This window comes from Cytobacillus spongiae (assembly GCF_021390075.1).
This window is the reverse complement of the sequence record NZ_CP089997.1, coordinates 1,078,969-1,095,852: the sequence shown is the minus strand read 5'-3', so window position 1 is coordinate 1,095,852 and position 16,884 is coordinate 1,078,969. Positions and strand designations below refer to the sequence as shown.

Below are 16,884 nucleotides of genomic sequence, written 5' to 3'. Positions count from 1 at the left end.
CTTTATTATGAAAAAAACAGCTAAGATTATTCAACTCCTTGCGAGATTGCCTATACAAAGTTAAAAGCGTATGTTAAAATTTCCCGCTACAAAATAAACAATTAGAGGCTTGGACATAACTACATGACTCCTTCTCAAAGACGAACAATGAATTTATAAAAATAGTTAGGTCGTAAAAACAAGATCATTCCACCTGCGCTGCAGACACTCGCTTTCCGCGGGGAGGAAGCTGAGCCTGCTCGCGGAAAGCGAGTTCTCAGCCTTTCCTCTATTTCCCTTAGTAGTCGAGTGTCTTTCGCTCCATTCCACTATTTTAAAAAAATTCGTTTCCGAACAAACAAAAATACCCGAACTAATAAAAGGAGATAACTCCAGATAGTTCGGATATACCATTGACTGAAATACTTAGGTCCAGCCTCCCACATTTTAAAGAATCCACTTGTTTCTTCTCTCTATTTATGGATTCCAAGTATATGTGCGCCATCAAAGAAAAATAAATACCTTTCATTAACAGTCCTTTTATAGATGGTTTCTAGTGCTTCAGTATAAAGGTCGATTTGGACTTTGTAGCGATTTTCTAAAATGGGCTTTGCTTCAAAAAAGCCCCCCGTGAAGCGATCTGTGATTCCATCTGTTTTATAGTCGAGCAATACGGTTCCATGCTCATCTTCAAACACACAATCAATAACCCCTTGAATTAATATAGACTCATCTTTTCCCTTCCAATCAGCATAAATTTCACTAGCTTGGTAGCATAAGCTAAACGGAATTTCTCTTTGCACTTTTGTCGCGTTTCGCATTCGTTTTCCTAGTTCTGTTTCAAAAAAAGCAACGATTTGGCTTGGTTCAATGACTAGACGCTGTTCCTTTGTTAACAATTCATTCTTAACCAGATCGTCTAGTTGAATATTTACTGACTGTTCATTAATTGGGACGGCCAAATCCAATTGCTGCATGACCATATGCATAGCCGTTCCTCTTTCAGCTGGAGTTAATGCTTTTTCCTGCATGAAACGAGGACGACTTAGAATAGGCTTGCTCATCTTGCGAAGGAGTTCTGTACCACTTTCCTCATCCATTAACTCCCGCTGGCGTTTTACCTCTGTAACAGATTGCTTTGAACGATACTTTGAAGCTTCAAGATAATTGTATTTCCAAGACAACTGTTCTTCTAGCTCATTCTTATACGGAGAAGCCTCTGGGATCAATTCTCCTTTATATACTTTTTCTAATCTTGACTGCTGGCCTTCATCTTCTATTTGATCTTGCAAGATCATATCCTTTGCCACAATGAGCTCAACTTTCCAGGATGATGGATGATGTTGGATTTCATTTGGGATCTGCGGAGTTATTCCAGCCCCATCTTCTCTAAGTGATTCACAATCGCTGTGCCGAACAAGGGAAGGACCAATCCAATCTAAATAGTTCTTTGCAGACGCTCGCTCGAATTCCTGCAACAGCCAATTTGGATTCGCCAGTGTTTGAGACCAGGTCTCAAGCTTCTTCTCCAATCCTTTAACAGAGCCAATTAAGTACAGCTTCTCCTTCGCTCTTGTTAGAGCCACATACAGAACACGCATTTCTTCTGCAAGCATTTCCATTTTCTTCTTTCGTTTGAATGCTAGTTGAGGAAGTGATGGGTACGAAATTCGTTTCTCTGCATCTACAAATTTCGATGCGAAGCCTAGATCTTTATCAAGCATGACTGCTTTTCTTAAATCCATCATATTAAACTGCCTGCCGATGCCAGCCATAAAGACGACTGGAAACTCTAAGCCTTTACTTTTATGAATCGTCATGATTCTTACAACATCCTCTTGTTCTCCAAGAGCACGTGCAGCCCCTAGATCGTCACCTCTGTCGCGCATTCGTTCAATAAATCGTAGAAAGCGGAATAGCCCCCGAAATGAAGTCGCCTCATATTGGCGAGCACGGTCATATAATGCTCTCAAGTTTGCTTGGCGTTGTTTCCCTCCAGGCATGCCACCGACAAAATCATAAAAATGAGTATCACGGAACAATTGCCAAATAAGTTCTGACAAGGATCCTTGTCTTGCAATAGAGCGCCAATGTTCAAGCTGATCAATAAAAGGTCTCGCTTTTTCATAAAGCTCTTCCTCTTCAGAAGATGGTTTATGGCGACAAAAGCTTGCTAAAGCCTCATAAAACATTCCCTTTCGATTATGAATTCGGATTTTCGCTAGATCCTCTTCCTCTAATCCTACAATTGGTGAGCGAAGGACAGCCGCAAGAGGAATATCTTGATATGGATTGTCAATTACTTTTAATAACGACATCATGATGGCAACCTCTGTTGCTTCAAAATAGCCAGATGATAGGTCTGCATAAATTGGTATTCCCTGCTTTTTAAATTCTTCCATAATTTGCGGAGCCCATGTCATTGACCTAAGTAAAATCACCATATCTCGATACATAACCGGGCGGATTGATTTCGTTTTTGGATTATACACCTCTTTACGAGAGGAAATAAGCTCTTTAACCTTTTTCACAATAAGCCTTGCTTCTACTTGAGATTGTTCTAGCTCAGCTTGATCAAAGTCTGCCTGATTGCTTTCCTCTTCCACTCCCTCCACATCAGATCCCTCAGAATCTACTAAAAGGACCTCAATAGGGTATTCTTCTTCTTCAGGATATGGAGCGCCTTTCACTAATTCAGCAGCTTCATCATATTCGATTTCTCCTACCTTAACCCCCATCACTTGCTTGAAAATAAAGTTAGTTCCTGCTAATACCTCTCTACGGCTTCGGAAGTTTCGTGCAAGATCGATTCTTAACCCTGAAGTTTCTCCATCTACTTCAAATCGATTATATTTTCCTAAAAAAAGGTTTGGTTCTGCAAGACGAAACCGGTATATCGATTGCTTAACGTCGCCAACCATAAAAAGATTTCCAGTTTGCTCCCCATCTTGAGTAACCAGTTGGATGATAGCCTCCTGAACCATATTTGTGTCTTGATATTCATCCACTAATACTTCTTTAAACTGATTCCGATAGCTAGTCGCTGCTTCAGACGGTAGAAGTAACGTACCTTGATTTGAAGAAGATTGAGCTAATATTTTCAAGCAATAATGCTCTAAATCTGCAAAGTCAACTAAGCCTTTATCTTTCTTTACTTGTTCGAATTTCTCTCCAAATGCGCGAACGAGTTCTACGAGTGTTTTGATATGCGGATGCATTTTCCGCATATCCTTAATAAAGCTTTCTGGCTTTCGAGAAAACAGCTCTGATTGCAAATCCTGGAGAATTTTCTTCGCTTTTTCTCTTAGCTTTTGAGCACGTTCAATGAGTCCCTTATCATATTCATCTCCTCTACATACCTTGGCACGGGAGAAGGACCATGACTGCATTCCATTAAAAAGTGTTGACCATGAATCTTGATTAGCTTGAATTAGCGTATTTACAATTTGTATATCATCCAAGAAATTTTCAGCTCTCGGTGCAGGTCCCCCAGGTTCCTTTGATATTTCAAGTGCTTGTTCAAGCAGCTGCTTTGCCCCCTCGAGCTGAAGTTCAATATCGTACATGAGAGCTTCCATGAATGGTAGATCATCAATAGAGGATGAATTTTCATCCACATCATACATCTTTACCAATGATTGTAAATATTGATTTGGTGCAGCATTAGCTCTTGCAAAATCATATAGTTCGCGTACAATATCCTGCAAAGCATGGTCACTGCGATCGTTCGTAAATGTATCGACTAATGAAAAAAAAGCTTCATTAGATGTTTTCCCATATTGTTCCTCAAATAATTCTTCTATTACTTCATCTCTTAGCAATTGAGCTTCTGTTTCATCCGCAATGCGGAATCCTGGATCCACATCAATTAAGTAATAATATTTTCGAATGACTTCTAAGCAAAAAGAATGGAGTGTTGAAATAGACGCTTTATTTAGCAAGCTTAGCTGCTTCCTTAAATGATTCGAAGTAGGGTTTTGATTGATTGCTTTTTCCAATGCTTCTCCGATCCGGTGACGCATTTCAGCGGCCGATGCATTCGTAAATGTAACAACTAATAACTCGTCCACATTTATCGGCTGTACATCAGAAATGATTTTACTAATGATTCGCTCAACAAGTACGGCAGTTTTCCCAGAACCCGCAGCAGCTGCCACTAGTATTTCTTGACCATTAGCCATGATCGCCTTCCATTGGTCATCTGTCCAGGTTACATGTTCAGGCTTAGGCGGAATAGTTAATTTATTCATTCTTGTTTACCTCCTCTCTAATTTTAGCTAGCACGTCATCTTTGGATTGCGGGAGAAGAACTCGGTATTCATTCTGTTCCAACGATTCATCAAATTGACATACAGATTTATATGAACAGAACGTACAAGGAGTTCGATCCTTCATTTTATAAGGGGAAATATGCAATGTCCCTTCTGTAATGGCATTTCCAGTAGTTAAATATTGCTTCCGAACATAATTTCTTAATAGATTAAATTCCTCTTTACTAGCTACCTTTGATCGTTTTGATAAACTACCATCCTTTTTAATACCAGCTGCAACAATAGAAGAATCGCCTGATTCTAGCGTATTGTCCATTAAGCGTATTACCTGGTCTTCTCCAAGCATTAGACCGTTCATCTTAAACTTTTTAAAAATTTCATCTTCTATTTCATCAAGTGTCATCACTTTCTTGGCATTAACTAATGGATTATGCACATGGAAATATAATACACCTGCTGGATCCGCTGTTTTCCCTATTAAGCTTTTTGAATGGGTTATGATTATGTCAAGATAAGTAAGCATTTGTAAGGCAAGTCCATAATAAACATCACTTACAGCCAAATCCTTTGAGCTAGATTTATAATCAATAATCCTTAGGAATACACCATCACTATGTTCAGCCTTGTCTACACGATCAATTCGGCCAACTAGCTCCATTTTCGTCCCATTATTCAATGAAAAAGCTAGCGGAGGTAACTGTGCCTTCGGTCCAAAACCTAGCTCTAACCCAATCGGAGAAAAACCGCTTGCTTTTGCCTGTTCACTTAAAACAAAGGAAGCACGGCTAATAATATTCTCAAGCTTTCTTTTAATATAGTGGTGACGATTTGAGCTTAATAGAATCTCATTTTGCAGTTTCGGTGCTAGCATTTCTACAGCTTGTTTTGCCAATTGCTCAAGCTGAGCTTTGGATAAATCGCCCCAAGATTGATTTTGCGTCATAATGGTCTCTGCAATATATTTAAGCGCAGCGTGAAACAGATCACCAATATCCGGTGCTTCAAGCCTGAATATTTGCCGGTCTCTTAGCTTTAATCCGTGCTGCACGAAATGGGAGAATGGACAGCTATGAAACAGTTCCATTCGCGACACACTGGCTTGAATTAAATCACCATATAATTCTTGACTTGTTTTTTCTGTAAGTGGCTTGGTTCGATTTTCATAATTTAAGCTTGAAAGTACCTTTTTAGCAGGTGCTTTCCATTTTTCATGGTCCATGTAGTAGTTATATACATCCCACCAAAAATCATACACAGGGTAGTTTCTTTTCTTTAATTGCAGCTGAGCTGTTAAATAGGCAAGTGCCGTTTTCTCATTTACTGCATATTCTAATTGATCTGTTTCTGATAACTCCGCAGGATCTGATAAGAAGAAGTGTTTATGTGCAAAAGGCATAAGATCTTGAATACGTTTAATATAAGAGGAAGGCATAAGTGCTTTCCCTTCTTCATTTGCAAGCGGATACGTAATATAAATATATTGGGATGCCGTTGTAATTGCTTTATAGGCAATAAATTCCTCGTCTAACAAACGAGTTCTACTACTTGGAGCTATTTTCACTCCTGTTGAGAGTAGTAGCTCCCGATCATCATCTGCTAGTATTCCGTCCTCTGAAAATTTAGCAGGTAATACTCCTTCGTTCACTCCCATTACAAATGCAGCTTTTATATCAGTTAATCTAGATTTTTCCATATCTGCAATAAGCACCTGATCCAATGCAGGTGGTACAAGGGAGAACTTTAATGACTCTAATCCTGCATCAAGAATTGAAGCAAACTGTTTAAGTGAAACTTCTTCATCTCCGAGCATTTCAACAAATTGGTCAAGTAAATCCACAATCGAATTCCATGCTTGATCATGCTCTCTTGCCTTTAATAGATTCCCTCTCTCTTCTTCATCAAGCTTCCATTTTTCCAATTTCACTGGAATGTCTAGTTCCTCTAAATATAGAAATAAGGCTTCTGCCAGCCCTCTTCCGTCCCTTGCTTTCTTTAGTCTTCTTGACATTCTTATAATTGGAGCTGAAATCATTTCTTTTAAGTTGTTTAATTCATCTTCTACTATTTTTTCTGCATCTGTTTGGGCAATATCTTCAAACTCTAACCCACGGATTCTTCGATATACCCACCGATCTTTTTTCGTCCACTTCACGCCTTGGACTCCATAGGCTAGCACGTAGTTTTCAAGGCGATCGGTCTGCTCTCTGACTTTACGAACATTTAATTTCACAGGAAATAATAGTTCCGTTTTTACTGCACGAAAAATGGGTTCATACCGCCAAAAGCCATTGATAATTTCTAGACTTGAACGAATGAGTTCTACTAGAGGGTGGTTTAGCATCGTTCGTTTCTGATCAATAAAGAATGGAATCTCGTAATCTTGAAAAATCGATTCAATTAAATCATGATATTCATTGCCGTTCCTTAATAATAAAGCTATATCTCGAAAGCGAAGTTCTTCCTTCTGAACAAGTTGTTTTATTTTCCTTGCTACCCCTTCGACTTCCGCTCTTCGGTTAACAGCCTGAGCAATATTGACAGGTGCATGATCTTGAAAAGGATTTGCTGGTCTTGAGTCAAAATGCTTTTCTAAATGGACTAAAGCAGGAGATTGCCAGCGTTTTGGCTCTACTAGTAAGGTTTTTTCAACAGCTAATCCATGGGATTGTCCCATTTGATAGAGCGTTTGGTAGGTTTCTCCCGGCATCCTAAATAAATGAAGCTCATGGGGAGGTGCTGTTTCAAATGGCTTGTCTAGAGTAGAGGTAATGGTTACTTTTTTGCAAACCTTCATTAATTGATTAATAATTAAATACTCCTGGGGGGTAAAGCTATAAAATCCATCAATGTATACTTCTGCTGACTGCAAATACGTAGAATTTAAAGCCTTTTCAGTGAATAATCGGAAATAATCTTCTGAATCAATATACTTTTCAAATGTTGATTCTTCAAAGCTTCGGTAGATTACCTCTAGATCGTGAAGTTTATCTGCTAGCACTTTATTGGTCATGTCACCAGAGTGAGAAAGGGTGACTTGTTTTTCAATCAGCTGCGCTGGTTCTACACAGTACCGTTTAAATTCGGTGATCATCTGCTCCATTTGATCAATAAAACCATTTTTATCAGCTGTCCGTTGAAAAAGCTTTAATTCATCCTTCTTATCTTCAATAATCTTACGTATTAACATACTTATCCCCACGCTATTTAGATGATAGCGACTAATCCCACCGGTCTCTTGGAGAATTCTCCAAGCTAAACGAGTAAAGCTAAACACTTGGGACCGGATCATTCCACCAAGCTGTGGGGTTGTGATTAGCTTATATTCTGATAAAAACGTCATTTGGTCTGGAACCATATAAATGATTGGGGGACCATCCGGTTCAGCCAGCAACTTTTTGCGAATTTCATTTAAACAATAGGTTGTTTTTCCAGTCCCAGCTCTTCCTAATACAAAATGAACAGACATAATATGCCTCCTTACTCCAAATCTACGACTTTATTCTATACAACATCTTAACACAGACACGATTCAAATTTTTGTAAGACCTATAGGAAAACTCTCCTTTATTTTACAAGTGACCCGTTTGAATAACGAACTAAATTGAAACAACTTCCTTTTTCACTGGATTCCCATAGAATAGTATAGAATTTAAATGGGCAGGTGATTGATATGATATCAAGGCCTATTTTATGGGCCACCGCTTTCATTTTAACGATAACAGGCATATTTGTAGCAAGTAACATTTATACACTCATCCCCATCTACAGTAATGTAGCTATTTCTTTAAGTGTCCCAGAGGATCATATAGTTGGTGCCGGAAGCTTATTTACGCTCTTTTATGCAATTGGTCTTTTGTATTTCGGCCCTGCCTCTGATAAGGTGGGGAGAAGACGAATCATTGTTCTCGGAATGCTAGCATCCTCGTTATCTACATTAGCTGTAGCATTTTCTACTAACTTAGGTACTTTATATTTGTTCCGCTCCTTACAGGGGCTCACTTTGGGAAGTTTTGCTCCAGTTGCTTTCGCCTACTCCTTTGATCTGTTTTCTCCCAAAAAAAGAACCCTTCTACTTGTTTTTATTAACACTGGATTTTTAATGGCAGGGATTCTTGGCCAATTAATCAGTTCTTCGATCACAATCAAATTTCACTGGGACTATGTATTTTACTTTTTTTCGATTTGTTATTTTCTTCTGTTTGTGGTCTCACTCTTGATTTTACCGAAGACAAAAACAGAACACGACCAAAACACATCACTTATTAAAACCTTTATCGAATTACTTAAAAACAAGCAATTATTAAAATGTTATGCCATTACATTTACACTATTGTTTTCTTTCGTCGCTTTATACGATGCACTCGCAAGATTTTATCATGGCACATATGATGAATTGTTCACGATCCGCTCTGTAGGTCTAATTGGTGCAGCACTTTCGCTATTTACCGCGAAACTAATTGATAAGTACGGAATATTTACTACATTAAGGGCAGGATTATGCATCGCAATAGGCAGCCTTATTCTTCTTACCATGTTTAAAGGATATTATGAGCTTATGATTTTATCCATTTTATTTGTTGCCTCGATCTCTCTATTGATTCCTACAATAATTACATTGATTGGAACGATTGGCGGTACTAACCGAGCTAAAGCGTTATCCTTGTATTCCTTTCTTCTCTTAACAGGTGCCAGTCTCGCATCACCAATCGTTATGATGTTTAGTTTTCAACATGTATTACTCCTGCTAATAGGCTTTTTTTCACTGAACTTTTTCTTTGGACACTTCCTTTCCAAAGAAGAGAAATTAATTACTTAATCCTTCCTATGCAAGAGGAGGGATTTTTTTTATGGAACAGATCCGTTAAAACTCACTCACTAAATTGACAGTTAATTAATGCCCAATTTTAACAATCTTTTCTAATACACTTGAAATTCTCTCCAATAGGATGTATAGTACATTACAACACTAATGCACTATTCCACACTGAAGATCAGGAGGTGTTTTCAATTGATATTAAACACCGATGGAACAAAGCCGATTTATATCCAAATAGCTGAATGGTTAGAAACCGAAATATTAAATCAACATTTTGCAAGCGACGATAAAGTCTATTCTCAATATCAGCTGGCTGAAATGTTCAACATTAATCCAGCTACAGCTGCAAAGGGGATTACTCTCCTTGCAGAAGAAAACATCCTTTATAAAAAAAGAGGCCTTGGTATGTTTGTATCCGCAAATGCACGTGAAATGATTGTGCAAAAACGAAAAAATTTAAATTTCAAAAATCTAGTAGTGGACCTTGTATTAGAAGCCCAACGCTTAAGTATCTCAAGGGAAGAATTAATTCAAATGGTTCTAACTGAATATGAGTTTAAAGGAGCTGATAAAAATGAAAGTGATTGATTGTAATAACCTAACAAAAACATTCGGTCATGATAGAGGTTTAAATGGAGCTACTTTTGCCATTTTCGAAAATAAAATGATTGGGTTGATTGGACGAAATGGAGCTGGAAAAACAACCTTACTAAAATTAATCGCAGGATTTACAAAGGAATCATCAGGAGACATTCAAGTATTCGACCAAAAACCATTTAATAGCTTACTTGTATCAGCAAATACGGTATTTATTGATGACCAATTAAGTTTACCCAACTCATTAAATTTAAAAGAAATTCTCCAAGAATCCGCTCGCTTTTTTCCAAACTGGAATCAAAAGCTCGCTGAAGGATTGTTTGATTATTTCTCATTTACACCAACTGACAGACATCACAATCTTTCAAAGGGGATGAAAAGTACATTTAACATGATAATTGGATTAGCATCTCGCAGTGCTTTAACCATCTTTGATGAGCCAACGACAGGAATGGATGCAGCAGTAAGAAAGGATTTTTATCGAGCATTGCTAAAGGATTATATTCGATATCCTAGAACCATCATTCTCTCTAGTCATCTATTAAATGAACTTGAAGATATCCTAGAAGAAGTGTTGCTTTTAAAGGATGGCAAAGTATTATTACATGAAACAATGACTGATTTAAAAGAATACGCCATCGCCTTAAAGGGTCCAACTGAAACTTTATGCCGATGGACTCAAAATGTGGATATTCTTCATGAAGGCACTGTTGGAGCCAATACGGCCTATCAAGTCGTTGAAAACAAATGGAATGAATCAGAACAGCAACAAATGAAAAAAGAAGGCATTGATATAGTAAAAATAAATGCGAATGAACTATGTATCTATTTAACGGAACACAGAAGAGGAGGGATTGACCATGTCTTTAATTGAGGTTCACCTTTCAGATATCGTAAAAAAACAGTACTTTTTTAAATTAAAGGGATTTGTAGGAGCAATTACTTCTCTACTCATTGCCCAGCTATTTGCTTTATTGTTCTCACTTGGCGGGTTAATGTCGTTGAGCACTGGGAGTGGTGATGGTACATCGGTCACGATTAGCTCGTACTCAGCTAACCTTGTCATCGCCTTTACTATGATTTGGGGATTTGTTAGTGCCTTTACCATTACAACTAGAGCTTACCGAAATGATGATTTTACTTTTGTTTCTACTCGATTAAGTAGCAACTTAGCCAATATTCTTTATATCGTTTCATTAAGCATGATTGGTGGGTTTACCTCGCTGCTTTCAGGAATAGGTTTGAAGGTATTTATTTTCTATCAACAAGGTGCTGATCAAATAATAGGTAGTCCATTCTCTCCACTTGATATTATAGTTGGTCTTCTTTCTACTAGTTTATATGTCTTCCTAATTAGCGCTCTTGGTTACTTACTAGGTGTAATTATTCAGCTTCACAAATTATTTGCCATTGTGTTAAGCTCCCTATTAATTGGGCTATTAATTGTCGGAGAGAACTTTCCCATTTTACAGCTAGTGCTTGAATTTTTCTATCTAGAAACATCATTATTTCAATTTACACTAAAAGTTTTGTTCACATCTGGGTTGCTATTTGTTAGTGCCATCAGTATATCTAATCACTTGGAGGTGAAATAATGGGAATCATCTCAATTATTCCAGTCATCTTCTTCTTTAGCATCTTACTACTCATATACTTTTTAGTACGTACCTTAGTAAATAAAAGAACTAGCTTCACCTCTGTTCAATTAGGGTATCGCTTAAGCTATTACCTTTTAGCTGGATATGGATTGATCTTGCTGATATGTGTGATCGTATATTTTTCTTCCATAAACAGTGGGATTTCAACAAAAGAAGTAGATGAGGTTCACATTGATGATCAATATTATGAAAAAATCATACAAGGAAAAGCGGATGAATTAGAGGGGTATATGGTAAAAGATGAATGGAGACTCACCTATTCAGATGAGACACTTCATATAAAAAGCTACAATACAGTTTTTGTGAACTCTTTTATAACGGTAGAAGAGAGTCAAGAGTTAACGAATGAAATCGTTGCTAGCTACTATACCCCACTTGCTGTTTACGATGGGATTGATTATACGGAAAAAGTTGACAACATTACCATTGAACTTACAGAGGATAACCTTATTTTATCAAAGGCAGAACCTTTTAATTTGAGGCTATATAAGTTTTCACCTGAATTTACGATTAGCCAATTTACAGACTCAACATACATGGATGACTACGATCCTGACTACAATGGGGGTATTAGTTTAATTCGCATACAAGTGCCAGAGGGGTTAATTGTGACAAACGATGAAACAATAGACGTTCAATTTATTGAATAAATGCTTTTCGCAATAGAGAGGACCATTTATAGTGCTTTCTTAGATTGTTGACAAAAGAGACCGAGATTACTTTCTCGGTCTCTTTTGCCATCTTTTTTGTTCATATATCACCGAATAAAATAGTTGGATGATTTCTGCTCCAGGTAAGGCGCTTGATTTCCGGGGAGTGTGTGGTGAGCCTCCTCAGCGAATATAGCGCATACGGGATCACACCTGTCTCGCTAATCCCTCAGGAGTCTACGCACCCTCCCGTTCCAATCAACCTAGTGCTTCTAAACCTAGATACAAAAAGTAATAATACCGCTTTTCCATGTACTCAGCATTCGATGTAGTGTAGAGTCTTGTCTGTAACACGAATCTCCCAGTTTGACTTTTATTAACTGGGGTTATCATACACTTCTCACCAGTTGTACTTTATTTGATTCCTTTCATTTCTCCAATAATTCTCAATTCTTTTTTGTCAATTTTTCCGACATGTGTTTTCGGTAGCTCATCTAAGAAAAAGAAACTCTTCGGAATTTTATAGTTCCCTAGCTTATATTGACAGTGTGCTTTTATTTCATTGGATGTTATTGTTGCACCTTTTTTTAATACAATAAAGGCAGTGACTACTTCCCCCCATTTTGCATGTGGCATTCCAATCACTGCCACTTCATTAATGTGAGGGTGAGTAGAAATCCAATGTTCTACCTCTAAAGGATACACATTCTCCCCACCTGTAATTATCATATCTTTCTTTCGGCCAACAATGTAATAGTAGCCATCCTCATCACGACGAGCTAAATCTCCCGTGTACAGCCATCCCTGCTTTATTGCAGCGTTTGTAGCATTTTCATTATTCCAATAAGATTGAAAGGCATGTTTTCCTTGAATTAACACCTCTCCAACCTCGCCAATTAAGGCCTCAGCTCCGTCTTTTTTTACAAGCTTAATAGAATTAAATAGCATTGGCTTTCCGACTGATCCCAACTTTTTTTGAGCTTCTATCGGGTCAATAAAGAAATTGTTCGGTCCTGCCTCAGTCAGTCCATACCCTTCTTTAAACATAAGCCCCTTTTGATGAAATGCATCGTATATCTCAAGTGGACAAGGTGCACCACCTGAAAGAAATGTATTCATGCTTGGAAACTGGGCTTGTCTGAACTCGGTAGTTTCTACGAGCATATGATACATCGTTGGAACAAATAGAACGATTGTACACTGGAAATCGTTTATGATGCGTACGGCTTGAACAGGTTCAAAATTCGACCCAATTATGACTTTTCCACCTGCCATCAGCAAGGGGATGGATAAGGCATTTAATCCACCTGTATGAAACATAGGTAAATAGGTTAAAGTCGTATCATCGTTCGTTAAGTTCCAGCTAACAATCGTATTGATGCCATTCCACAAAATCGATTGATGTGTAAGGACAACGCCCTTTGGCCTTCCAGTCGTTCCACCCGTATAAATCATGGCGAGCGGATCTTCATCAAGCAATTCTATGCTAATCGGCTGTCCATTCGCTGAATATAGTTGACTGATTGGAACTTGTTGAAAACATGGGTGGAGATTTTCGACCAACTCTTCAAATATAGGGTGATAACATACTACACTTGGTGTACAGTCTTCTAATATAAAGTTAATTTCCTCCAGTGATAAACGCCAATTCAAGGGGGTAAAAACAGCCCCCACCTTTCCACAAGCAAACAATAGATCAAAATAACTTATATGATTAGGAGAGATCAGTACAACTCTCTCTCCCTTTCTTACCCCCTCATTAAGCAACCAACTGGCGACTTTCTCTGCTCGATCATTCAAGTCCTTATAGGACCATGCTTCATGGTCCCCCCCATCGACAACAGCAGTTGCATTTGGTGTTAATCTCGCTCTACTTTCAATCCAATCGAGTTCCCACCTCACACTAACCTCTCCTTCATTCCATTAAGATAGTACCATTGTAGAAAAGGAGAGTTACAAGTTAGTTACATAAATTGATAAGCACAACAAATAAGAAGGACCTTCTATTGGGCCCTTCTTATTTGTTTACATCATGATTCCACCATCCACATGAATGACTGTGCCATTTATATAATCGGCTTCAGAAGATGCGAGGAAAAGATAAGCGTTCGCAATATCATCTGGATTTCCTAGTCTACCTAACGGAACCATCATTTTCATTTGCTCGATTACCTTCTCAGGTACCTTAGCTGTCATTCCTGTAGCAATAAACCCTGGCGCTATAGCATTTACATTGATTCCTTTTCGTCCTAGTTCCTTTGCCCAAGTCTTTGTCATGCCTACAACTCCAGCTTTCGTCGCCGCATAATTGGTTTGCCCTATATTCCCATATACTCCTGAGACGGATGAAGTGTTTATGATTTTTCCTTTTCCTTGTTCCATAAGTACGGGCAACACCGCTTGGGTGCAATGGAATACACCTGTTAAGTTAACGTCTAGCACCTTTTGAAAATCCTCATGGGATAATTTGTGTAGCATCGCATCTCGCGTAATTCCCGCATTGTTGACGAGTATATTAATTTTCCCAAAATACTCCTTCACCCCGTTAATCATCTCGTCAACACTTTTCCGATCAGCAACATTCACTTGAAAAAAAGCCACCTCATATCCTTTTTCTTGCAGTTCAATTGCTCTCATTTTTCCAGTATCTTCATCGTAATCTGCTAGTGCAACTTTGGCTCCTTCCCTGGCAAATATCTCTGCTGCTGCTAAGCCTATTCCATTAGCAGCTCCTGTAATTACAGCTACTTGATCGTTTAATCTCATTTTAGGTCCTCCTGTATATTAATTTAAAAATTCAGACAATAATTCCGATAGCTGTTCTACATCATCTACAAGTGGTGAATGTCCACAATCGATTAATTCGACAAAAGAAGCTCGTTCTCCTAGGTCTTCTACTATTTCATTTGTCATTGATTCAGAAATGACAAGATCACGGTCTCCCCTTAAAACTAGAACAGGCACATGAATATCTTTGGCTTGGTTCGTACCAGTTGAAAGTCCATTACACTGGTTACTAATATTAAATGTATTTAAAGCATGATAGACTTCTGCTAAATTTCTTTGGGTCAGCATATCATCAATATACTCTTCGTATTTTTCAGCACTCGGTTGTTTTTTCGTATAGATTAGTGCATTCCACATCGCACGTAGAAAATCTCTGTTACTAGAATCATAGGCTGTTTGAACAGCGATTGTCTTTCCTTTGTCTTCTGTAATTTCCTTATATGACTGAATGCGGTGATCGGGATCTGGCATCCCATCCTCTCCCGTTCCATAAAAAGGGTACCCTCTTGTTGAAGCAGAAGCTAGTAATACCAACTTCTCACAACTCCCTGGGTAATCCGCAACATATTGCATTCCCACAGCTCCACCTGTTGACCACCCGATAATTGAAAAATTTCTCAAGTTCATTTCATCTACAAACATTTTTACATCATCAGAAAAATCTTTTATCGATTGGATTGGACGGTTATAGGAAGATTCTCCAAAACCTCTTAAATCAAGTGCATAGAGCTTATATCGTTCATCGAGCTGCTCCATTATAAGATCCCAATGCTTTGATGAGGTCATATTTCCATGAATCAGAAGAATATTCTTCGATCCTCCCTCTCTTTCTCGATAGGCAATAGTTTCTCCATTTGAAATAACTACTTTATTGATGTTTACTTTTTTAGTGATTGACATCAACATTCACCTCTCCCCACTTAATGGTTGTCGCTCCCCAGGCATAACCGATTCCTGCACTTACTAGTACAACTACATCTCCGGTCTTTAATTTCCCAGCCTGCTCAGCTAACTGCAACGATAGAATCTGGTCGAATTGGCCAATATGGCCGTAGTTGTTTAAATAGATGGACTGGTCTGCAGACAAGCCTAGTTCCTTTAATACATATTCATGTGCTGATCTTTTCATGTGCAGCATGGCTACATAACGGATATCTTTTTCACTAAACCCACTACGATTGACTGATTCACGTATTACATGAATAAAATTTATCATTGATTTTTCTTCTAAACGCTGCTTCATCCCAATTGGATCTAATACATCTAATTTATTCAATGAAAGATTATCTTTTGTAATTGGATGTTTCGTTCCCCCAGCGACTACTACAACATCCTCTGAAAAGGATCCATCTGTCATAATTTCAGTTTCATAGATTTGGTTTTTTGTGTGACCTTTTTTTAAGATTATTGCCCCTCCACCTGCACCAAGATTAAACATAAACCTCGTTCTTTCATTCTTGTAATCAATCAAATCCCCATTCCGATAGCCACCAGCAAGTAATACGGTATCAATTCTTTCATCTGACAGCATCATACTTTTCGCTACTTTAATCGCCATCATGGTCGTACCACACCTCAGAGCCACATCAAATGCCCATGCGTGATAAGCACCAATTTCCTCTTGAAGTTTAATCCCAGCTGTCCAAAGGGGATATTCCTTGTATTCCTCTCCAATATAAATGACAAGATCAATATCTAATGGGTCAATCTCGCCATTTGCCAGTGCAATTCTTGCAGCCCTTATGCCCATTTCACATGTATGATCATCTGGACCTGGGATAGGTTTTCTACTTATTCCCATCTTTTGTTCCACAATGAATGGAGGAATTCCTGCCTCATGAGCAATTTCTTCTCCTGTTATAAATGTTTCAGGTATATACGTACCAGTGCTGACAATCCCAATTTCCAATTTACCTCCTCCTTTATAACTCATTTAAGTCGTAATCCTCCATCGCCTCTTTCATAAAAATCAGCACCTCTTCAATTGTCTCAAACATCGTTTCTAGTTCCTCCTGAACGTGTGTTACCTTAATTCGCCAATACTTTTTTCCCGTACTCTCTTCCTTATTCGCTAAGTGAAATCGCACGACAAAAGATGCTACGTGATTTGATTCCATCCCTTCCCC

At 38.3% G+C, this 16,884-nt stretch carries 12 protein-coding genes; 5 read left to right on the top strand and 7 right to left on the bottom strand.

Translation table 11 applies throughout. The annotated features are described in order from the left end of the window. Positions 1 to 452 precede the first annotated feature (452 nt). Together addA and addB are read right to left on the bottom strand one after the other, a co-directional pair. Positions 453 to 4,229 carry a helicase-exonuclease AddAB subunit AddA gene (gene addA / locus LS684_RS05735; protein ID WP_233810657.1) on the bottom strand — a complete coding sequence of 1,259 codons (3,777 nt, stop codon included), beginning with the start codon at positions 4,227 to 4,229 and terminating at the stop codon, positions 453 to 455. Then, positions 4,222 to 7,716, bottom strand: a complete 3,495-nt coding sequence (gene addB, locus LS684_RS05730; RefSeq protein ID WP_233810656.1) for a helicase-exonuclease AddAB subunit AddB — start codon at positions 7,714 to 7,716, stop codon at positions 4,222 to 4,224. The genes addA and addB overlap by 8 nt, the downstream gene beginning before the upstream one ends. Before the next feature lie 204 nt (positions 7,717 to 7,920). On the opposite strand from addB, the gene LS684_RS05725 reads away from it, so the two are divergent. From LS684_RS05725 to LS684_RS05705, 5 genes are all read left to right on the top strand, one after another. Beyond that, positions 7,921 to 9,066, top strand: a complete 1,146-nt coding sequence (locus LS684_RS05725; protein WP_233810655.1) for an MFS transporter — start codon at positions 7,921 to 7,923, stop codon at positions 9,064 to 9,066. Between the two features lie 192 nt (positions 9,067 to 9,258). Further along, positions 9,259 to 9,654, top strand: coding sequence for a GntR family transcriptional regulator (locus LS684_RS05720; protein ID WP_233810654.1), 396 nt, complete (start codon positions 9,259 to 9,261; stop codon positions 9,652 to 9,654). Next, positions 9,641 to 10,537, top strand: a complete 897-nt coding sequence (locus tag LS684_RS05715; RefSeq protein ID WP_233810653.1) for an ATP-binding cassette domain-containing protein — start codon at positions 9,641 to 9,643, stop codon at positions 10,535 to 10,537. The genes LS684_RS05720 and LS684_RS05715 overlap by 14 nt, the downstream gene beginning before the upstream one ends. Continuing rightward, complete coding sequence (locus LS684_RS05710; protein WP_233810652.1) at positions 10,524 to 11,258, top strand: hypothetical protein; 735 nt, start codon at positions 10,524 to 10,526, stop codon at positions 11,256 to 11,258. Before LS684_RS05715 ends, LS684_RS05710 begins: the two co-directional genes overlap by 14 nt. Then, positions 11,258 to 11,971, top strand: coding sequence for a hypothetical protein (locus LS684_RS05705; protein ID WP_233810651.1), 714 nt, complete (start codon positions 11,258 to 11,260; stop codon positions 11,969 to 11,971). Before LS684_RS05710 ends, LS684_RS05705 begins: the two co-directional genes overlap by 1 nt. Before the next feature lie 414 nt (positions 11,972 to 12,385). On the opposite strand, the gene LS684_RS05700 is transcribed toward LS684_RS05705, so the two are convergent. The 5 genes from LS684_RS05700 to LS684_RS05680 form a co-directional block, all read right to left on the bottom strand. Beyond that, positions 12,386 to 13,873 carry an acyl-CoA synthetase gene (locus tag LS684_RS05700; RefSeq protein WP_233810650.1) on the bottom strand — a complete coding sequence of 496 codons (1,488 nt, stop codon included), beginning with the start codon at positions 13,871 to 13,873 and terminating at the stop codon, positions 12,386 to 12,388. A 123-nt stretch (positions 13,874 to 13,996) separates the two neighbouring features. Beyond that, positions 13,997 to 14,737: a 3-oxoacyl-ACP reductase FabG gene (gene fabG / locus LS684_RS05695; protein WP_233810649.1), complete on the bottom strand. Its 741-nt coding sequence runs from the start codon at positions 14,735 to 14,737 to the stop codon at positions 13,997 to 13,999. 18 nt (positions 14,738 to 14,755) lie between these two features. Next, complete coding sequence (gene phaZ, locus LS684_RS05690) at positions 14,756 to 15,658, bottom strand: intracellular short-chain-length polyhydroxyalkanoate depolymerase (protein ID WP_233810648.1); 903 nt, start codon at positions 15,656 to 15,658, stop codon at positions 14,756 to 14,758. After that, positions 15,645 to 16,691 (bottom strand): 3-oxoacyl-ACP synthase, encoded by a 1,047-nt coding sequence (locus LS684_RS05685; protein WP_432418797.1) that lies wholly within the window; start codon positions 16,689 to 16,691, stop codon positions 15,645 to 15,647. Before LS684_RS05685 ends, phaZ begins: the two co-directional genes overlap by 14 nt. Beyond that, positions 16,681 to 16,875: a hypothetical protein gene (locus LS684_RS05680; protein WP_233810646.1), complete on the bottom strand. Its 195-nt coding sequence runs from the start codon at positions 16,873 to 16,875 to the stop codon at positions 16,681 to 16,683. The genes LS684_RS05685 and LS684_RS05680 overlap by 11 nt, the downstream gene beginning before the upstream one ends. Positions 16,876 to 16,884 lie beyond the last annotated feature (9 nt).